The organism is Antarcticimicrobium luteum (genome assembly GCF_004358185.1).
GTDB lineage: Bacteria > Pseudomonadota > Alphaproteobacteria > Rhodobacterales > Rhodobacteraceae > Antarcticimicrobium > Antarcticimicrobium luteum.
This window is the reverse complement of record NZ_SMUV01000070.1, coordinates 154,293-174,519: the sequence shown is the minus strand read 5'-3', so window position 1 is coordinate 174,519 and position 20,227 is coordinate 154,293. Positions and strand designations below refer to the sequence as shown.

General features: G+C 65.4%; 15 protein-coding genes and 1 tRNA gene. 7 read left to right on the top strand and 9 right to left on the bottom strand.

The window, feature by feature from the left end; translation table 11 throughout:
* Nucleotides 1–46: 46 nt before the first annotated feature.
* Nucleotides 47–1,510, bottom strand: coding sequence for an AMP nucleosidase (locus E1832_RS15610; protein ID WP_133360697.1), 1,464 nt, complete (start codon nt 1,508–1,510; stop codon nt 47–49).
* Nucleotides 1,507–3,309, bottom strand: coding sequence for an adenine deaminase (gene ade, locus E1832_RS15605; RefSeq protein WP_133360696.1), 1,803 nt, complete (start codon nt 3,307–3,309; stop codon nt 1,507–1,509). The genes E1832_RS15610 and ade overlap by 4 nt, the downstream gene beginning before the upstream one ends.
* A 72-nt stretch (nt 3,310–3,381) precedes the next feature.
* Here ade and E1832_RS15600 point away from each other — a divergent pair, with 72 nt between their 5' ends.
* Both E1832_RS15600 and E1832_RS15595 read left to right on the top strand, forming a co-directional pair.
* Nucleotides 3,382–3,816 (top strand): VOC family protein, encoded by a 435-nt coding sequence (locus E1832_RS15600; RefSeq protein ID WP_133360695.1) that lies wholly within the window; start codon nt 3,382–3,384, stop codon nt 3,814–3,816.
* Between the two features lie 72 nt (nt 3,817–3,888).
* The gene (locus E1832_RS15595) at nt 3,889–4,644 is read left to right on the top strand and encodes a class II aldolase and adducin N-terminal domain-containing protein (protein ID WP_133360694.1); all 756 of its coding nucleotides are present in this window, start codon (nt 3,889–3,891) and stop codon (nt 4,642–4,644) included.
* 108 nt (nt 4,645–4,752) lie between these two features.
* On the opposite strand, the gene fzlA is transcribed toward E1832_RS15595, so the two are convergent.
* The 5 genes from fzlA to E1832_RS15570 form a co-directional block, all read right to left on the bottom strand.
* On the bottom strand, nt 4,753–5,418 hold the full coding sequence (fzlA, locus tag E1832_RS15590) for an FtsZ-binding protein FzlA (RefSeq protein ID WP_133360693.1): 666 nt from the start codon (nt 5,416–5,418) through the stop codon (nt 4,753–4,755).
* A 62-nt stretch (nt 5,419–5,480) separates the two neighbouring features.
* Nucleotides 5,481–6,224: a monofunctional biosynthetic peptidoglycan transglycosylase gene (gene mtgA, locus E1832_RS15585; protein ID WP_133360692.1), complete on the bottom strand. Its 744-nt coding sequence runs from the start codon at nt 6,222–6,224 to the stop codon at nt 5,481–5,483.
* Between the two features lie 222 nt (nt 6,225–6,446).
* Complete coding sequence (gltB, locus tag E1832_RS15580; protein WP_133360691.1) at nt 6,447–10,979, bottom strand: glutamate synthase large subunit; 4,533 nt, start codon at nt 10,977–10,979, stop codon at nt 6,447–6,449.
* Between the two features lie 50 nt (nt 10,980–11,029).
* Complete coding sequence (locus E1832_RS15575) at nt 11,030–11,449, bottom strand: GFA family protein (RefSeq protein ID WP_133360725.1); 420 nt, start codon at nt 11,447–11,449, stop codon at nt 11,030–11,032.
* Nucleotides 11,450–11,610: 161 nt separating this feature from the next.
* Nucleotides 11,611–13,050, bottom strand: a complete 1,440-nt coding sequence (locus E1832_RS15570; protein WP_133360690.1) for an NAD(P)-dependent oxidoreductase — start codon at nt 13,048–13,050, stop codon at nt 11,611–11,613.
* A gap of 226 nt (nt 13,051–13,276) precedes the next feature.
* Here E1832_RS15570 and E1832_RS15565 point away from each other — a divergent pair, with 226 nt between their 5' ends.
* Nucleotides 13,277–14,080, top strand: a complete 804-nt coding sequence (locus tag E1832_RS15565) for an undecaprenyl-diphosphate phosphatase (RefSeq protein ID WP_133360689.1) — start codon at nt 13,277–13,279, stop codon at nt 14,078–14,080.
* Nucleotides 14,081–14,091: 11 nt separating this feature from the next.
* Here E1832_RS15565 and E1832_RS15560 read toward each other — a convergent pair whose 3' ends face one another.
* The gene (locus tag E1832_RS15560) at nt 14,092–15,075 is read right to left on the bottom strand and encodes a complex I NDUFA9 subunit family protein (protein ID WP_133360688.1); all 984 of its coding nucleotides are present in this window, start codon (nt 15,073–15,075) and stop codon (nt 14,092–14,094) included.
* 209 nt (nt 15,076–15,284) lie between these two features.
* Between E1832_RS15560 and E1832_RS15555 the strand changes: the two genes are divergently transcribed.
* Nucleotides 15,285–15,370: transfer RNA gene (locus E1832_RS15555), tRNA-Leu, on the top strand.
* Nucleotides 15,371–15,705: 335 nt separating this feature from the next.
* Here E1832_RS15555 and E1832_RS15550 read toward each other — a convergent pair.
* The gene (locus E1832_RS15550; protein WP_206021066.1) at nt 15,706–16,362 is read right to left on the bottom strand and encodes a TetR/AcrR family transcriptional regulator; all 657 of its coding nucleotides are present in this window, start codon (nt 16,360–16,362) and stop codon (nt 15,706–15,708) included.
* A 151-nt stretch (nt 16,363–16,513) separates the two neighbouring features.
* On the opposite strand from E1832_RS15550, the gene E1832_RS15545 reads away from it, so the two are divergent.
* Genes E1832_RS15545 through E1832_RS15535 form a run of 3 tightly spaced genes read left to right on the top strand, consistent with a single transcriptional unit; the run spans nt 16,514 to nt 20,210 of the window.
* Nucleotides 16,514–17,374 (top strand): FAD binding domain-containing protein, encoded by an 861-nt coding sequence (locus tag E1832_RS15545; protein ID WP_133360687.1) that lies wholly within the window; start codon nt 16,514–16,516, stop codon nt 17,372–17,374.
* Complete coding sequence (locus tag E1832_RS15540) at nt 17,371–17,859, top strand: (2Fe-2S)-binding protein (protein WP_133360686.1); 489 nt, start codon at nt 17,371–17,373, stop codon at nt 17,857–17,859. The genes E1832_RS15545 and E1832_RS15540 overlap by 4 nt, the downstream gene beginning before the upstream one ends.
* On the top strand, nt 17,856–20,210 hold the full coding sequence (locus tag E1832_RS15535; protein ID WP_133360685.1) for a xanthine dehydrogenase family protein molybdopterin-binding subunit: 2,355 nt from the start codon (nt 17,856–17,858) through the stop codon (nt 20,208–20,210). The genes E1832_RS15540 and E1832_RS15535 overlap by 4 nt, the downstream gene beginning before the upstream one ends.
* Nucleotides 20,211–20,227: the final 17 nt, after the last annotated feature.

Here is a 20,227-nt window from a genome sequence, read left to right as displayed (position 1 = left end):
GGCGCGGGTCAACCCCAATTTCGGGGATTCTTGCCTGTTTTCGCCCTTACAGGAAAGGGGTTTCGTCGAAAGACCGCAATTTCCGGCTGTGCAGACGCTCCAACGGCATGGTCCGCAGCCGTTCCATCGCCCGGATTCCGATGTTCAAATGGCGCGACACCTGCGTCTTGTAGAAGTCCGACGCCATGCCGGGAAGCTTCAACTCGCCATGCAGCGGCTTGTCCGACACACAGAGCAGCGTGCCATAGGGCACCCGGAACCGGTATCCGTTGGCGGCAATCGTCCCGCTCTCCATATCCAGGCCGATCGCCCGGCTTTGGCTCAGCCGCTGCACCGGGCCGGACTGATCCCGCAACTCCCAGTTCCGGTTATCCAGCGTCGCCACCGTGCCGGTGCGCATCACCCGCTTGAGGTCATAGCCCTCCAGCTCGGTCAGCTCCGCCACCGCCTCCTGCAGCGCCACCTGGATCTCGGCCAGGGCCGGGATCGGCACCCAGACCGGCAGATCGTCGTCGAGCACCTTGTCCTCGCGCAGATAGGCATGGGCCAGCACGAAATCGCCCAAAGCCTGAGTGTTCCTCAGCCCGGCGCAATGGCCGACCATGATCCAGGCGTGCGGGCGCAGCACCGCGATATGGTCGGTGGCCGTCTTGGCGTTCGACGGACCCACCCCGATATTGACCAGCGTGATGCCGCCGCCATCGGGGCGCTTGAGGTGAAAGGCCGGCATCTGCGGGATCTTGCCCGCGGCCGGGATCGGTGTGGCCGGATCGGTGATCTCGACATCGCCGGTGCTGACGAAACTGGTATAGCCGCTGTCGGGATCGGCAAGCTGGGCGCGCGCGAACCCCTCGAACTCGCTCACATAGAACTGGTAGTTGGTGAACAGCACGTGGTTCTGGAAATGCGCCGGGTCGGTGGCGGTGTAATGGGCCAGCCGCGCCAGCGAATAATCCACCCGCTGCGCGGTGAACGGCGCCAGCGGCCCGACCCCATCCGGCGCGGAATAGGTGCCGTTGACGATATCGTCGTTGGTGGTCGACAGATCCGGCACATCGAACACGTCGCGCAGGATGAAGTCGGTCGCGCCCTCTTGCGGCACCGCGATGGCGGCATCGTTGGCCACCGCGAAATGCACCGGCATCGGCGTGTCCGACAGACCGACACTCACCGGCACCCCATGGTTTTCCAGCAACAGCCCGATCTGCTGGACCAGGTAATTTCGGAACAGGTCCGGCCGGGTCACCGTCGCCGCATAGGTGCCCGGCGCCGGCAAATGACCAAAGCTGAGCCGCGTGTCCACATGGGCGTGCGTCATGGTGCTGATGCGGATTTCCGGGTAATAGGCCCGAATCCGGGCGCCGGGCGCACCGCGCGTCATCACCTCGGCAAAGCGGGTGCAAAGGAAATCCGCCGCCTGATCGTAGAGCAGTTCCAGCCGGTCCACCGCCGCGACCGGATCGGTGAACAGCTCCGGCGCGGGGGCGTCGGGCGAATGCAGACCGGTCATGATTGCGGCTCTAACAAATCGATTTTTTCGAATTTGCGCACATCGACCAGGCCGAGGTCGGAAATCCGCAGCTCCGGGATCACCACCAGCGCCAGCAGCGAATGCTGCATATAGGCGTTGTTGAGGGTGCAGCCGCAATCGCGCATCGCCTGCATCATCCGACCGGCCTTTTCCGCCACCTCGTGCGCCGGCGCGTCCGACATCAGCCCGGCGATCGGCAACTCCACCAGCGCCAGCTCCGCGCCGTCGCGGAACACGGTGACGCCGCCGCCGACCTCGGCCAGCCGGTTGGCGGCCAGCGCCATCTGCGCGCGGTCGGTGCCCACCACGATCATGTGGTGGCTGTCATGCGCCACGGTCGAGGCCATCGCCATTTCCCCCGTGTATCCAAAGCCCGAGACAAAGCCGTTGACCGCCCCGCCGGTGCCCCGGTGCCGCTCGACCAGCGCGATCTGGCAGACCTCGCCGGTCCCCTCGACCAGCCCCTCGCGCACCGGCAGATCGGCCTGCAGCGCCTTGGTTGGCGCCTGGTTCTCGATCACGCCGATCACATTGGCGCGCGCGGTATTGGCACCCTCGGGGGCCGCGATCTCGAAATCCGTCGCGCTCAGCTCATGGCCCAGATGCACGGTGCCCCGGGCGCTGTCCGGCCAATCGAAATGGGGGCAATCGACCAGACATTCGCCGTTTTCCGCCACCGGCCTGCCGCGGGCAAAAACCTGTTCGACCGGCAGGCTCTCAAGATCCGAGGTCAGGATCACATCGGCCCGCCGCCCGGGGGTGAGCGAGCCCAGCTCGCGCTCCAGCCCGAAGTGGGTGGCGGTGTTGATCGTCGCCATCTGCAGCGCCACCAGCGGATCGCAGCCGCAGGAAATCGCGTGGCGCACGACCCGGTTCATATGGCCGTCATGCACCAGTGTGCCGGAATGGCTGTCATCTGTGCACAGGATGAAGTTGCGCGGATCGAGACCCTTTTCGGTCACCGCCGTAATCTGGCTTTCGACGTCATACCAGGCCGAGCCCAGCCGCATCATGCTGCGCATCCCCTGCCGCACCCGGGCGATCGCATCCGCCTCGCAGGTGCCCTCGTGATCGTCCGCCGGGCCGCCGGCGACATAGGCCGCGAAATCAGGCCCCAGATCGGGCGATGCGTAGTGCCCGCCGACCGTCTTGCCGGCGGCCTGCGTCGCCGCGATCTCGGCCAGCATCTTGGGATCGGCGGCCGCGACACCGGGGAAATTCATCATCTCGCCCAGCCCGATGATGCCGGGCCAGGTCATCGCCTCGGCCACATCCTCGGGCGAGATCTCATGCCCCGTGGTCTCCAGCCCCGGCGCCGAAGGCGCGCAGGAGGGCATCTGGGTGAAGACGTTGATCGGCTGCATCAGCGCCTCGTCGTGCATGTACCGCACACCGTCCAGCCCCAGCACGTTGGCGATCTCATGCGGGTCGGTAAAGATGCTGGTGGTGCCATGCGGGATGATCGCGCGGGCGAACTCCGCCGGCGTCAGCATGCCGCTTTCGATATGCATATGCGCGTCGCAAAGGCCCGGGATCATGTATCGCCCGTTCGCCTCGACCACCTGCGTCTGCGGCCCGATGCAATATCCGGCGTCGGGCACCACGCAGGCGATCCGACCCTCGGCGATGGCAATGTCGTGATCCGGCAGCACCTCGCGGCTGTGGACATTGACCCACTGGCCCTTGCGGATGACCAGGTCGGCAGGCGCGCGGCCGGCGGCAACGGCGATGAGGCGGGGGGCGCATTCGGCCCAGGTTTTCACTGTGTTCTGCTCCATGACGCACGTTGACACGGGTTTTTTCGGCAATCAAGCTGGCGCGGTTTGAAGCTTTTGCGAAAGGTGTTTCAAATGGACCTTGAAACCGTCGCGGCGGATGAGTTTGGCCGATCCCTGCGGGGCATCGGGCTGAACCTTCTGGTGCGGGATGTGCGGGCCGAATGCGCCTTTCTAGAGACTGTTTTCGGGATGACCCCCCACCGGGTCAGCGCGGATTTCGCCATTGTCGCCTATGGCGATCAGATCTTTCAGCTTCACGCCGATCACACCTATCATTCCAACCCTCTGCCGGGCCTGCTGCCCGAGACGCCACCGCGCGGTGCGGGCGTCGAGATCCGGCTCTATGACAGCGACCCGGAGGATGCCGCAGCCCGCGCCGAGACCGCTGGCGGCACCCTTCTGCAACCGCCCAGCGACAAACCCCACGGGCTGCGCGAGGCCTATATCCTGTGCGCCAACGGATATGCCTGGGTGCCCAGCCGCCCGATCGCCCCGCCCCCCGGCTAAGCGCGCGACTTTCCGCTGGCCCTTCTGGCCGGGCGGGGGCAGGCTGGCGCCAAACCATCGAAGGAGCCTGACATGACTGTAACCGACCTGCGCCCCAACATCGACCATTGGGCCGAACGCGTCGACCTTGCCGCCGCCTTCCGTTGGACCGCCCGGCTGAACCTGCACGAGGCCGTCGCCAACCATTTCAGCCTGGCGATCAACGAGGACGGCACGCGGTTCCTGATGAACCCCAACCAGGTGCATTTCTCGCGCATTCGGGCCAGCGACCTGATCGTGGTGGACGCAAACGATCCCGAAACACAGACCGGACCCGACGCGCCAGATCCCACCGCATGGGGGCTGCACGGCGGCATCCACCGCCACTGCGCGCACGCCCGCTGCGCCATGCACGTTCACTCGATCCACGCCACCGTGCTGGCCAGCCTGGCCGACAGCAACCTGCCGCCGATCGACCAGAACTGCGCCACCTTCTTCAACCGCTATGTGATCGACGACGGCTATGGCGGGCTCGCCTTCGAGGACGAGGGTGAACGCTGTGCCGCGCTGCTCACCGACCCGAAAAAGAAGGTGATGATCATGGGCAACCACGGGGTGATGGTCATCGGGGCCACCGTCGCTGAGACCTTCAACCGGCTCTATTATTTCGAGCGCGCCGCCGAGACCTATATCCGCGCGCTGCAAACCGGGCAGCCGCTGCGGGTGCTCTCCGACGAGGTGGCCGAAAAGACCGCGCGCGAGCTGGAAGACTATCCCGAACAGGACGTCCGCCACCTGGCCGAGCTCAAGGCGATCCTCGACGAAGAGGGCTCGAATTACGCCAGTTAGGGTCTGAGTCTTACCTGGAGCGCCTGAGATTTCAGGCCTCCGGCGGGGATATTTTCAGCCAGAAAAGGATGGGAGTGTGGGGGGCGGCCCCCCACCTCGATGCCGGGCTCAGAAATCCAGGTCGGTATAATGCGGCGGCGGGCGAAAGCCCGGCACCTGATCGGCCAGGATCGAGCGGAAGGCCGGGCGCGATTTGATCTTGGCATACCAGTCCTTGACCACCGCAGAGCGGTTCCAGTCCACGTCCGAGATATAGTCGAGCGAGCTCAGATGCGCCGCGGCGGCGAAATCGGCCAGTGTCATCGCGTCGCCCGCCAGCCAGCGGCGGCGATCCAACAGCCAGTGCATGTAGTCCAGGTGATACTTGATCGCCTTCGAGCCCGCCTTGACGTTGCCGCTGTCGGGATAGCCCTGGCCGGTGACCTTCTTGTTGACCCGCTCGTACAGCAGTTTCGAGGTCACCTCGCCATGAAACTTGTCGTCGAACCAGCCGATCAGGCGGCGCACCTCCAGTCGCTCGGCCGGGTCGCGGGGCATCAGCGGCGGATCGGGGCGGGTCTCATCGAGATATTCGCAGATCGCCGCGCTTTCCGCCATGGTCCGCCCGTCGAGCTGCAACACCGGCACCTTGGCCGCCGGGTTGCGGCGCAGGAAATCCGGGCTCGCCTCCCAATAGCGTTCCTCGACCAGCTGCACCTCGATTCGCTTTTCGGCCAGCGCCAGGCGGACCTTGCGGCAGAACGGGGAGAGCGGAACGTGATACAGTCGGGCCATCGGGATCCGGGGTCACTGGTTTCGGGGTGTCCGATCACCAATGCCCTGCCGCGCGATGATTTTCAATCCTCGAAACAGGCCGAACGTCCGTCTGCGCGGATGGTGGCCGCCCCGTCCGCGATCGCCGCAGCCCGTTGCCGCACCCGGTCTGAGGGGGCGGTGACCGAGCGGCTGCGGGGAGAGGGCAGCACGGCGGCGATCAGCGCCGCCTGCCGCGCGGTCAGATCCCCGGGCGCCACCTTGAAGTAGCTGCGCGATGCCGCCGCGACGCCGAAAAGACCCTCGCCCATCTCGGCCACGTTGAGATAGACCTCGACGATACGGCGTTTGGACCAGACCGCCTCGACCAGCGGCGTGATCGCGGTTTCCAGCGCCTTGCGGATCCAGCTGCGTCCCTGCCAGAGAAACACGTTCTTGACCACCTGCTGGGTGAGGGTGGAGCCGCCGCGGCTGGCGCCCTCGGCGATCGCGGCGCGGATCGCGCCGAGGTCGAAGCCCCAGTGCTGGCAAAAGTTGGCATCCTCGGCGGCCACCACGGCGCGCGCCATGACCGGGGCCACCTGTTCGAGCGGCACCCACTCGCGCTCGAGTCGGCCGTATTTGCCGTATTCGACCCACATCGTGTGGGTGATCGGCGGGTTCACCACCGAGAACAGCAGCACCAGGACAACCACCAGACCGACCGGCGCCAGCACGATGCGCAGCGCCCAGCGCCGCAGCCAGCGGACCGGCGCGAAAGCCGGGTTCCCCGGCGGTTTCCGCGCGGGTTTCGAGGCTGTTTTTGATGTCTTGGTTTTTCGGGCCATGCCTCAGCTATAGGGCGCGGCGCCAAAACGCGAAAGAGGGGCGGGAACCCGGGGATCGCAGCAGACCGAAGGGTGGCGGAATCGCACCGCTGCGGTGGCACAGGCACACCCGCAGTGCAATCGGGCAAGCGGGCCGGGACCACCAGGGGCGCCCGGACCATCCCTGCGAATGGAAAAGGCCCCGCCGGTCCGGCGGGGCCTTTCGGTCTTTGTGCTGCGGGCCTATTCCGCCGGGACGGCCTGATCCTGACGGCTCAGCGGCACCGGCAGGTGCTTGAGCATCTCTTTCGGGCAGACCTGCAGGAAATTGTCCTTTTCCAGATCCCAGTGCTGCAGGATGTCGGCGGCCTTGCGGCTGTTCGTTTCCGCCAGATGACGTTCGATCAACCGCTTAAGCTCGCCCTCCCAGTGGTCCATGGTCACCGGGCAGGTCACCAGCGTCTCCATGTTCATCAGGGTCTGCGCCTTGCCGTCCGGGTCATGCAGATAGGCCATGCCGCCGGTCATGCCGGCGCCGAAATTGGCGCCGATCGAGCCAAGGATCACCGCAACTCCGCCGGTCATGTATTCGCAACCGTTGGAGCCGCAGCCCTCGACCACCACATGCGCGCCGGAGTTGCGCACGGCAAAGCGTTCCCCGGCACGGCCGGCGGCGAACAGATACCCCGCCGTCGCGCCATAGAGCACGGTGTTGCCGATGATGGTGTTCTCATCGGCGACCAGCGGGCTCACCTGCGGCGGGCGCACCACCACGGTGCCGCCCGACAGGCCCTTGCCGACATAGTCGTTGGCGTCGCCCGAGACCTCCAGTTTCAGCCCCGGCGCGGCAAAGGCGCCCAGAGACTGGCCGGCAGAGCCCTGCAGTTTCACGTGCAGATGATCCGGCTGGAAGGCGTTGCGCATGCCGAAGTTCTGCACAATCAGGCTCGAGGTGCGGGTGCCCACCGTCCGGTGCGTGTTCTGCACCGCATAGGACAGCTGCATCTTTTCGCCGTCCTTCAGGAACCGTGCGGCGTCGCGCACGATCTCGGCATCCAGCGTGTCGGGCACCACATTGCGCGGCTTGTCGCGGTTGTAGACAATTTCATGGGCGCCATCGACGGTGATCAGGAGCGGGTTGAGGTCCAGATCATCCAGATGCGCCGAGCCACGGCTGACCTGGGTCAGCAGGTCGGCCCGGCCGATCACGTCGCCGAGGCTGCGCGCGCCGATAGAGGCGAGGATCTCGCGCACCTCCTGAGCGTAGAAGGTGATCAGGTTGACCACCTTGTCGGCGGTGCCGGTGAACTTGTCGCGCAATGCCGGATCCTGGGTGCAGACGCCCACCGGACAGGTGTTCGACTGGCACTGGCGCACCATGATGCAGCCCATGGCGATCAGCGCGGCGGTGCCGATGCCGTATTCCTCGGCCCCCATCATCGCCGCCATGACGATATCGCGCCCGGTGCGCAGCCCGCCGTCGGTGCGCAGCGTCACGCGCCCGCGCAGGTTGTTCATCGCCAGTACCTGATGCGCCTCGGTCAGGCCCATCTCCCACGGCAGACCGGCATATTTGATCGAGGTCGCGGGCGAGGCGCCGGTGCCGCCGTTGTGGCCCGAGATCAGGATGATATCCGCCTTTGCCTTGGCGACGCCCGCGGCAATGGTGCCGACGCCCGAGCTTGCCACCAGCTTTACCGTCACCTTGGCGCGCGGGTTGATCTGTTTCAGGTCGTAGATCAGCTGCGCCAGATCCTCGATCGAATAGATGTCGTGGTGCGGCGGCGGGCTGATCAGCGTCACCCCCTTGGTCGAATGGCGCAGACGGGCGATCAGGTCGGTGACCTTCAGACCGGGCAGCTGGCCGCCCTCGCCGGGCTTGGCGCCCTGGGCAACCTTGATCTCAAGCTCTTCGCAGTGGTTGAGGTATTCGGCGGTGACGCCGAAGCGACCCGAGGCCACCTGTTTGATCTTGGCGCTGGGATTGTCGCCGTTGGGCTCCGGCACGAAATGCGCCGGATCCTCGCCGCCCTCGCCGCTGTCGGATTTCGCGCCGATCCGGTTCATCGCCACGTTCAGCGTCTTGTGCGCCTCGGGGCTGAGCGCGCCCAGCGACATCCCCGGCGTCACGAACCGTTTGCGGATCGCGGTGATACTCTCCACCTCTTCCAGCGGGATCGCCTTGCCCAGCGGCTTGATGTCGAGCAGGTCGCGCAGGTGGATCGGCGGATTGCTCCGCATCTTGGCGGAATACTGTTTCCACAGCTCGAAAGAGGCGCGGTTGCAGGCCATCTGCAGCATATGCATGCCCTGCGCGTCCCAGGCGTGGGTCTCGCCGGATTTGCGGGATTTGTAGAAGCCGCCGATCGGCAGCACCTGCGCCCCGCCGGACCATCCACGCGCATGGACCTCTTCGGCCTTGCGCTGGATGCCGCTCACTCCGATGCCCGAGATCCGGCTGGTCATGCCCGGGAAGAACTCGGCGCACATGGCGCGCGAAAGGCCGACCGCCTCGAAGTTCAACCCGCCACGATAGGAAGAGATGACGCTGATCCCCATCTTCGACATGATCTTGAGCAGACCCTGGTCGATGGCGCTGCGATAGCGCGCCACGTTCTCGGTGAGCGAGCCATCCAGCAGCCCCCTGTCGATCCGGTCGGCGATGGAATCCTCAGCCAGATACGCATTTACAACCGTCGCACCGCAGCCGATCAGCACCGCGAAATAATGCGGGTCGATACATTCGGCCGAGCGCACGTTGAGCGAACAGAAGGTCCGCAGCCCCTTGCGCGTCAGGTGGCTGTGCACCGCGCTGGTGGCCAGGATCATCGGCATCGCCACCTTGTCCGGCCCGGACATGTGGTCTGTCAGCACCAGATGCCCGGCGCCGGAGCGCACCGCGTCCTCGGCTTCGGCGCGGATCCGCGACAGCCCCTCGCGCAGCGTCCCGCCGCCGGGGGCAAAGGTACAGTCGATCTCGACCAGGTCGGCGTTGAAATGCTTGACCAGCTCATCCCATTGCGCGTTGGCGACAAACGGGCTTTCCATCACCAGAATCTCGGTCTGGGAGCTGTCCTCGTCGAGCACGTTCTTGAGGTTGCCGAAGCGGGTCTTGAGACTCATCACCCGGTATTCGCGCAAGCTGTCGATCGGCGGGTTGGTCACCTGGCTGAAGTTCTGGCGGAAGAAATGGCTGAGCGGCCGGTATTGCTTTGACAGCACCGCAGAGGGCGTGTCGTCGCCCATCGAGGCGATCGCCTCCTTGCCGTCCTCGGCCATCGGCGCCAGGATCTGCTCCAGCTCCTCGACGGTATAGCCTGCCGCCGCCTGCCGCCGGCGCAGATCCTCGCCGGAATAGAGCGGCTTTTCGGTAACGCGCGCCAGTTCTTCATCGAGATCGTTGATCTTGCTGACCCATTCGCCAAAGGGCTGGCTGGCGGCCAACTTGTCCTTGATCTCGGTATCGCGGAACAGTTGCCCCTCTTCCATGTCGACAGCGATCATCTGGCCCGGCCCCAGCGCACCCTTTTCGCGCACCGTCGCCTCGTCCGAGGGAACCATGCCGGCCTCGGATCCTGCGATCAGCAGGTTGTCACCGGTCACCACGTAGCGCATCGGGCGCAGCCCGTTGCGGTCGAGCCCGCCACAGACCCAGCGCCCGTCGGTCATCGCCAGCGCGGCCGGTCCGTCCCAGGGTTCCATCACCGAGTTGCAGTAGGAATACATGTCGCGCCAGGCCTCGGGCAGTTCGACCGCCTGTTTCGACCAGCTTTCGGGCACCAGCATGGTTTTCGCCATCGGCGCCTTGCGGCCGGCGCGCACCAGCACCTCGAACACCGCGTCCAGCGCGGCGGAGTCCGAGCTGCCGCCGGGGATGATCGGCTTGATGTCCTCGGCCATGTCGCCAAATGTCGCCGACGCCATGCGGATCTCATGGCTCTTCATCCAGTTGACGTTGCCCTTCAGCGTGTTGATCTCGCCGTTGTGCGCCAGCATCCGAAACGGCTGCGCCAGCCACCATTGCGGGAAGGTGTTGGTGGAATAGCGCTGGTGATAGATCGCAAAGGCGCTCTCGAAGCGGTCATCCTTGAGGTCGGGATAAAACTCCGCCACCTGCTCGGCCAGCATCATGCCCTTGTAGATGATCGACCGGCAGGACAGCGACGCGATATAAAGCCCGTTGATCCCCTGCGCCGCGGCGGCCTTTTCGATCCGCCGGCGAATCACGTAGAGTTCGCGCTCGAACTGCTCTTCGTCCACGCCCTTGGCGTTGGAGATGATGATCTGTTCGATCTCCGGCCGGGTGGCGTTGGCCTTTTCGCCCAGCACCGAGATGTCGACCGGCACGTGGCGCCAGCCATAGATATAGTGGCCCATCCGCAGCACTTCGGTCTCGACAATGGTCCGGCAGGTTTCCTGGGCGCCGAAATCGGTGCGCGGCAGGAACACCTGGCCCACCGCCATCAGCTGGTCCTGGCGCGGCTCGTGCCCGGTGCGGCGGATCTGGTCATAGAAGAAGGGAACCGGGATCTGCACGTGGATGCCGGCGCCGTCGCCGGTCTTGCCATCGGCATCCACCGCGCCGCGGTGCCAGACCGCCTTGAGCGCGTCGATCCCGGCCGCGACCACCTTGCGGCTCTTGGTGCCGTCGATGGAGACCACCAGCCCGACCCCGCAGGAGGAATGCTCATCCTGCTCGGAGTACATGCCGTTCTCGGCCATCCACTTGCGCTTGGCCTCTTCGGCGGCGGCCCAATCGGCGTCAAATTTCGTCATTTCTGTCTCCCTTCCCAAAGGGGCCCGGGCTGCGGGCGGATTTCCTGCGGTCACGCGCCGTTCGGCACGGAGAATTTGTCAATACAGTCCTGACGGGTCAGCAACTCTCGGGTGTCGCTGCCGGCAAAGGCGTAGCTGTCGGGCTTGTGATCGAAATAGATCTCGTTGATGATCTCGAACCCGTCGGGATCGTCGAAAATCCCGATCGGCAGTTCCTGCGTGCCGGCAAAGGGGCTCTCGGCGGTCACTTCGTAATAGAGGCCGCTGCCGCATTTGCTGCACCAGGCGCGTTTCGCCCAGGGCGAGCTCTGGAGTTCCGCGATATTCTCGGTGCCGTCCCAGCTCAGCGAGGCCTTGTCGACCGTCACGCCGATCAGCGCCGAGCCGGTCCAGCGGCGGCACATCTCGCAATGGCAGATCCCCGCTTTCGGGGTCACATCCCGTGCGGTGAAACGCACCGCGCCGCACATACATTGTCCGCTTCGATCCGTCATTCCCGGTTTCTCCAGTTCAGGTCAGAGAACATGCCCTTTTTCCCTTCGCGCCGCCCCGTGCCGGCTGTGGCTGCGACTGTGGACGGGTGCGCCAGAAGGGTGCGGGCCTGCCGCGCCCCGGCTGTCCCGCCCGTTCGCTATTCGGCGGCAACCGCCTCGGGGGCCGCAAACCGCTCCAGGATCGCCTGCGCACAGTCGCGCCCGTCGCGGATCGCCCAGACCACCAGGGAGGCGCCGCGCACGATGTCGCCCACCGCATAGACGCCGTCCAGAACGGTGGCCCCGGTGGTGAACTCGGCCTTGACGGTGCCCCAGCGGGTCACGTCAAGCCCATCCACGCCCCAGAGGCTGGGCAGATCCTCGGGCTCGAAGCCCAGCGCCTGGATCACCAGGTCGGCCCCCTCGACATAATCGGCCCCCTCGATCACCTCGGGCGCCTGCCGGCCGGTCACGTCGGGCGGACCCAGGCGCATCTTTTGCACCAGCACGCCGGCGACCCTGCCGCCCTCGTCGGTGAATCCCTTGGGCGCGCACAGCCATTCAAACACGACGCCTTCTTCCTCGGCGTTCTGCACCTCGCGCTGCGAGCCCGGCATATTCGCCCGGTCGCGGCGGTAGAGACATTTCACCGATGCCGCGCCTTCACGGATCGCGGTGCGCACACAGTCCATCGCGGTGTCGCCGCCGCCGATGACCACCACGCGCTTGCCCTCGGCGCTCAGCGTTCCGTTGTCGTACTCCTCGACCGCATCGCCAAAGCTCTTGCGGTTGGAGGCGGTCAGGAAGTCCAGCGCGCGGACAATGCCCCGGGCACCGCTGCCCGGCATTTCCAGATCGCGCGACTTGTAGACCCCGGTGGCGATGATCACCGCCTCATGCTTTGCGCGGATCTCCTCGAACGAGATGTCCTCGCCGACATTGCAATCCATCACGAAGTTGACGCCGCCGGCCGCCAGCAGCTCGTTGCGGCGCATGACGACATCCTTCTCCAGCTTGAAGCCGGGAATGCCATAGGTCAGCAGCCCGCCGGCGCGGTCGTAGCGGTCATAAATCGTCACCTGCACGCCCGCCTGACGCAGCATGTCGGCCGCGGCCAGCCCGCCGGGGCCGGCGCCGATGATGCCGACGCTTTCGGTCCTTTCGTGCGCCGGGTCGATGGGTTTGACCCAGCCGTTTTCCCAGGCCGTATCGGTAATGTACTTTTCCACCGCGCCGATGGTCACGGTGCCATGGCCGGACTGCTCGATCACGCAGTTGCCTTCGCACAACCGGTCCTGCGGGCAGATCCGTCCGCAAATTTCAGGAAAGGTATTGGTGGCCTGGCTGACCTCATAGGCCTCTTCCAGCCGCCCGGTTGCGGTCAGGCGCAGCCAGTCCGGGATATTGTTGTGCAGAGGGCAGTGCGACTGACAATAGGGCACACCGCACTGGCTGCACCGGCTGGCCTGCTCCTTTGCCTTTTCGTTGGCGAATTCCGCGTAAATTTCATGGAAATCGGTCCGGCGCGCATCAGCCGCGCGCTTTTCCGGCATGTCCCGTTCGATCTGGACGAATTTCAGCATCGGTTGTTTGGCCACGGCTCGAACTCCATGATTGCTTGGCTGCGCCTGTTTATGAGATGGCGAAACAGATTAAAAGTCAGAAAGACTGACCTAAAATCACTTTCATCATGCCGCGTCGCAGCGGTTACCGAAAATTAGTTGTGATTTTCAGTCCGCTTCGGACCTAATTGCGAACTTTCCATTCCGCCACAAATACTTATATCTAACGTCACGCACCCCCATCCCCCGGACTCTCTGTGCCATGCCCATCCTGCAACTGATCCTCATCGCCGCAATCCAGGGCGTAACCGAGTTTTTGCCGATCTCTTCCTCGGGCCATCTGATTCTTTTGCCCGGCCTGACCGGGATGCAGGATCAGGGTCAGGTGATCGACGTGGCGGTGCACATGGGCACGCTGGGCGCCGTGGTCGTCTATTTCTGGCGCGACGTGAAACAGGCCCTTGGCGGGCTGCCGCTGCTGCTTTGCGGGCGTGTCGACACCCCGGGTGCCCGGCTGGCGCTCGGGCTGAGCATCGCGACCATTCCGGTGGTCCTGGCCGGCACGGTCCTGCATTTCACCCACCTGGACGAGGCGATGCGATCGATCACCGTGATCGGCTGGACCATGCTGATCTTCGGTCTGGTTCTGTTCTGGGCCGACCAGACGGGCGCGTCCCTGAAGGGCGCGGCTGACTGGCGGCCGCGCGACGCGCTGATCCTGGGGCTATGGCAGGTGGTGGCGCTGATCCCCGGCACCTCGCGCTCGGGCATCACCATAACCGGGGCGCGGCAAATGGGCTATTCCCGCAGCGAGGCGGCGCGGCTGTCGATGCTGATGTCGATCCCGACGATCTTTGCCTCGGGGGCATTGCTGGGGACCGAGGTGGCGATCGAGGCCGACAGCGCGGTGATCCGCGACGGCGGGCTGGCCGCTCTCTTCGCCTTTGCCTCCGCCCTGCTGGCGCTCAGCCTGATGATGCGACTGCTGCGCAGCGTCAGCTTCACGCCCTATGTCGCCTACCGGGTGATCCTCGGTGTCGGTCTGCTGGTCATCGCCTATTCCTAGCGCCGCGCCGGTTACGGGCGCAGCTTGCGGCTCGACCGCATCAGCTCTGCGTACTGGCCGGCGGGCCGGAACTTCCACAGGTAGTCAGGCAGCACCGCCTCAAGGTCCGTCGGCGCGATGCCCAGCGCATCCAGACCGCGCATGCCCTCGCCCGCCACGTTGTCACGGGCCAGGTTGCGCAGCTGATCGCGGGTCAGAATCCCGTTGGCGATCAGGCCAAAGCTGACGAATTGCACCATGTCCAGAACCCCGGCCATGATCCCCGCCATCCAGCGCGGCAGGCCGATCACGATACGGCGGCGCTGGATGACCCCGAGCATGGTTTCCATCAGCTCGCGGAAACTGGCCACGCGCGGCCCGCCCAGCTCATAGATGCCAGGCGCGGCCTGACCCAGGACGCCCAGTTCGGCGGCATGGGCCACATCGTCCACATAGACCGGCTGAAACAATGTGCCGGCCGCCGCGATCGGCAGGAACGGGCCCATCCGGGTCATTGCCGCAAAGCGGTTGAAGAACTGATCCTCGGGCCCGAAGACGATCGAGGGGCGCAGGATCACCGCGTCGGGCATGTGGCGCAAAACCGCCTCCTCGCCGGCCGCCTTGGTCCGGGCATAGGCGCTGTCAGACGCCGCATCGGCGCCAATGGCAGAAAGATGCACCATCCGCGCGACACCCTGTCCGGCGGCGATCCGGGCGATCCGGGCGGCCCCCTCTTCCTGGACGGCGGAAAAGCTGTTCGCCCCCGACTCGGCAAGGATGCCGACGCAGTTCACCACCGCATCCGCGCCCTGCATCACAGCGGCGACCGAGGCGTCGTCGCGGATGTTGCACAGGACCGGCTCGACCTGGCCGACCGCGCCATAGGGTTTCACAAACATCGCCTCGTTCGGGCGGCGCACGGCGACACGGACGCGCCAGCCGGCCTTTGCCATGCGGCGCGCGATATAGCGGCCGACAAAGCCCGATCCGCCGTAGATGGTGACCAGTTTGGACATGGCAACGCTCCTGCTCATCGGTTCGGTTCCGATCTACCGCCATGGCCCCTTCGGAACAAGGCGGAAAAGCACCGAAACCGTTGTGCCCGCGCGACGGAACCAAGGGTTTTCCAAGGCGCCGCGAAAAATTTGAACAAAAGCGCGATCCGCAAGGAAAATCCGTTTGACACCCCCCGCCAAGGGGCTTAGAGACCCGGCTCACGACACCTGCCCAGGTGGCGGAATGGTAGACGCGCTAGCTTCAGGTGCTAGTGTCCTTATGGACGTGGAGGTTCGAGTCCTCTCCTGGGCACCAAAATCCCCCACCAATTTCCAAGATTTTTCGGGATATTTTCCGGCGTCATCCGGCTGTTTCCGCCTAGCCCCGCACCCTGACGCAGTTCCGGGCGGCCAGCCTGCGCAGCCGTGGCCGCGATTACTGTGGCGGAACCGGCTCCGGACGGAATTCTCGATCCGCCTGCCGCTGGCCCAGCCAATACCGGCAGCCATCGCCGCAGACGATACAGGGTTCAAGACAGGGTCATTTCCTGGCCGTATCGAGAGGGGCCGGCGCCGTCTGATGGCGGTATCCTCTACGGCCGCCCCCTGTCTCGGCGGCTCAGTCGCCCCCCAAACCGAGCGGGCGACGGATCATCTGTTCGGGGCCGCGTTTTCGATCCCATTGAAAAAGGTGGTCACGGTGTTGCGAACCGCTGTCTCGATATTGATCTCAACGGGTTCGCCGTAGACGTATTTGCGGATCGCGATGTAGAAAACCGCCCCGTGCAGTCCCCAGAACAGCTCCTGCTCTTCTTCGCTGGGCGGGCAAGGCACCGCGTCCGGATCGATTTCGAAGCGCAGCTCCAACGCCGCCGGCTGAATGATCTTGGTTCGGATGATGTCCAGATAGCGTTCCGTCAAACCATAGGATTTCAGCCCCGAGGACACAAAGATCCTGACCCAGTCATAGTCGAATACACGCCCCGCATACTCGATATAGAACTGCGTCAGCCGCGCCTTCAGACTGCGGCTGCGGTCCAGCACCAAAGGTTCCCACTCGGGGTTCCAGCGTTTCACATAGACCTGATCATAGACCCTTTCGATCAGCGCGTCCTTGCTCTCGAAATGCCGGTAAATCACCGCATGGGAAATGCCCATGCGCTTTGCCAGCTCCCGGGTCTGCCCTTCGAAACCGCATTCGGCAAAGAACCGGACCGCTTCGGAGACGATCAATTTTTCCCGGTCCTCGCGGCGCATGTTCTTGCGGCGCGGCGCCATATCGCTCTGGACGTGTTCTGATCCTGCCATCGGCCTCTCGCTTCTTGTTCGTGCCAGAATAGACCGAACCGAAGAAATGACCAAGTGGTCACTTTGTTCTTGACGGAAGTCTCGGAGGCTGTCTAATAAAAATGACCAGATGGTTACAAATCCGGCGGGGAGCCGGATCTGGGGGGGGAAGATGAAGTCACCGAAGTTTGACTATGTCCGGGCAGGGAGCGTCGCGGATGCGATGACCGCCTATGCAGAGGCCGATGGTGACGCGGTTTTTGTGTCGGGCGGGCACAGTGTGGTGCCGTCCCTGGCGTTGCGTCTGCAGGCACCGGCGCTGATGATCGACCTTTCGGCCATCGAGGCGCTGTCCGGAATAGACCTGCGCGACGGCTGGCTGCGGATCGGCGCGATGACCCGGCATGCCCAGGCGATGACCGATCCGCTGATCGCGACCCATGCCCCGCTGTTCGCGGCGGCCGCCCCCTTCGTGGCCCATCCGGCCATCCGCAATCGCGGCACCCTTGGCGGCAGCCTGGCGCATGCGGATCCGGCATCGGAGTTTCCCGCCGCCGCCCTCGCCATGCGCGCCGAGCTCGAGATCGCCTCGGCGCAGGGTATCCGCCGGGTGCCCGCCGACGACTTCTTTGTGGACATATACGAAACCGCGATCGAACCGGGAGAGGTCCTGCAGGCGATCCATGTTCCCTGCGCGGTGGCCGGGCAGATGGTCGCGTTTGACGAGATCGCCCGCCGGCGCGGCGACTATGCGATGGTCGGCGCGGCGGTCCAGGCGGTATCCGCGGGCGAGGGTTTGCAGGATGTCAGTATCGCGATGTTCTCGGTCGGCAACCGGCCGGTACGGGCGGCCTCGGCACAGGTGGCCCTGACCGGGCGGGCATTGGACGCACCCGCGATTGCAGCGGCTCAGGCGGCGCTGGCGGACGACCTCGACCCGCCGGACGATCCGCAGTTTCCCGCCAGCATGCGCCTGCATCTCGCGCGCGTCCTGCTGGGCCGGGTTCTGGCAAAACTGGAGACCGCTGCATGAACATCGAGATCGCATTGACCGTGAATGGCGAGACGGTGCGCGAAACCGTCGAACCGCGCACCAGCCTGGCGGACCTTCTGCGCGACAGGCTGCGGCTGACCGGCACCCATCTGGGCTGTGAAATGGGGTCCTGTGGTGCCTGCCTCGTGATGCTGGACGGCGCGCCGGTCCACGCCTGTCTGGTGCTGGCCGTGCAGGCCGACGGGCAGAAGGTCGAGACAATCGAGGGATTGAATGAAAGCGGCCATGTGAGCGATCTGCAAGCGCAGTTCCATGATCGCAACGCGCTGCAATGCGGATTTTGCACCAATGGCATGGTGATGTCGGCCCAGGCCCTGCTGTCGGACAATCCCAGACCGTCGCGCGCCGAGATCCGCGATGCGCTGTCCGGAAATTACTGTCGCTGCACCGGTTATGAGGCGATCGTCGACGCGATCGCGGCCACGGCCGATCGTCGCGCGGGCATCGGGGAGACGGTGGAATGACGGCCGGAAACGAACACATCGGACAGGCGCACCGCCGCGGGAACGCCCTGCGCCACCTGGCGGGGCGGGGGCGGTTCGTGACCGATCTGGCCCTGCCGCGCATGCTGCACGCGGCCTTTGTCCGCAGTCCGATGGCCCGGGGCAGGATCGCCGAGCTGGATGTGTCCGACGCCGCCGCCGCGCCCGGCGTGGTTCGGGTGTTCACCGCCGAAACCCTGAACAAGACATGCGCGCCTTGGACCGGCACGCTGGAGCATTTCGCGGGCATGAAAAGCGCCCCGCAGAACATCCTTGCCGAGGGCGCGGTGCTCTGGGCCGGCCATCCTGTGACGATGATCCTCGCGCACAGCCGGGCCGAGGCCGAGGACGCGTGCGAACTGGTCCTGCTGGACATCGAAGAGGAAGAGGCGGTCGTGGACGGTGACGCGGCGCTGCTCGATGGGGCCGCTCCTGCGTCAGAGGGAATCGACAGCAACCTGTGTTTCCGAACGGTGCTGGAGACGCCCGGGCTGGACGATGCGTTTGCAAGCGCGGCGCATGTGGTCGAGGAAAGCTTTACCTTCGGGCGCCACACCGCCGTCACGCTGGAGCCACGCGCCGTCATCGCGGATTTCGATCCCTCGACCGGCCAGCTGACCGTGCATCAGGGCACCCAGACTCCATATCAGTTTCAGGATGTCTATGCCCGCCATTTCGGGCTGCCGGAAAGCAAGGTGCGCGTGATCGCGCCCGATGTCGGCGGCTCGTTCGGGATGAAGCTGCATGTCTATAACGAAGAAATGGCGACGGTGGCCGCCAGCCTGACGCTGGGCCGCCCGGTGCGGTTCGTGGCGGACCGGCTGGAAAGTTTCGTGTCCGACATCCATGCCCGCGATCACCGCGTCACCGCCCGCATGGCGGTGGATGCGGCGGGCACCATTCTGGCGATGGATGTCGACGACATGACCCAGATCGGCGCCTTTTCGACCTATCCCCGCACCAGCGTGGCCGAAGGCAACCAGGTGATCCGCCTGATGGGGGCGCCGTACCGGATGCCGGACTATCGCGGTCGTCTGTCGGTCGTTTTCCAGAACAAGGTGCAGACCAGCCAGTATCGCGCCGTGGGCCACCCGATCGCCTGCGCCGTCACCGAGGCGCTGGTCGATCGCGCCGCCGAGCAGCTGGATCTGGACCCGTTCGAGATCCGCGCGCGCAATCTGGTGGCGGATGACGCCTATCCGCATGTCTCGGCGACCGGGTACCAGTTTGAAAAGCTGTCGCATCAGACCAGTCTGGCAAAGCTGCGCCAGTTGATGGACTACGATACCCTGCGTTCAGAACAGGCAGAACTGCGCCGGCAGGGGATCTATCGCGGCATCGGCATTGCCCCGTTCGTCGAAATCACCAATCCCGGCGCGGCCTTCTACGGCGTCGGCGGGGCGCGGATTTCCGCGCAGGACGGTGCGGTGGTGCGGCTGACGCCGGGCGGCGATGTGCAATGCGCGATCTCGGTGACCGAACAGGGGCAGGGGACCGAAACCATCATCGCGCAGATCGTCGCGGATCAGCTGGGCGTCACCCCCGATCAGGTGAAGGTGACCACCGGAGATACCGACACGACCCCGAGCGGCGGCGCCACCTGGGCCTGTCGCGGCGCCGGCATCGGCGGCGAGACCGCGCTGCGGGCCGGGCGCAGGTTGCAGGCGCAGATCCTGGCCATCGCCGGCGCGGTCCTGCAGGCGGATCCGGCCACGCTGGCCCTTGCCGGGGGCGCCGTGATCGACAGCGGCACCGGCAGGGAACGGATCACCCTGGCCGAGATCGGGCGCATCGCGACCTATCGGCCGGACACATTGCCCGAGGGCTGCGACAACTCGCTGTCCGCCGTGCAGCATTTCGCGCCCACGGGCTACCCCTTCGACTTCACCAACGGCATTCAGGCCAGCCATGTGGAGGTCGACATCGAGACCGGCGTGACCCGGCTGTTGAAACACTGGGTCGTCGAGGATTGCGGACGCATCATCAACCCGCTGCTGGTCGACGAGCAGATCCGCGGCGGCGTGGTTCAGGGTCTGGGCCCGGCGTTCTTCGAAGAATGCCTCTATGACGACATGGGGCAGATGACCAACGCCTCATTGGCGGATTACCTGGTGCCGATGGCCGGCGAGATGCCCGATATCGAGATCGCCCATGTCGAAACCCCGACACTGGATACGATCCTGGGGGCCAAAGGGGTGGGCGAGGCCGGCACCGCCGCCGCCGGCGCCGCCGCCATGAACGCCGTGAACGATGCATTGCGCCCGCTGGGCGCGCGAATTTCTCAGACGCCGATGACGCCGCTGCGCATCCTGACCGCCCTCGGTCATGTGTGACGCGCGCTGACGAAAGG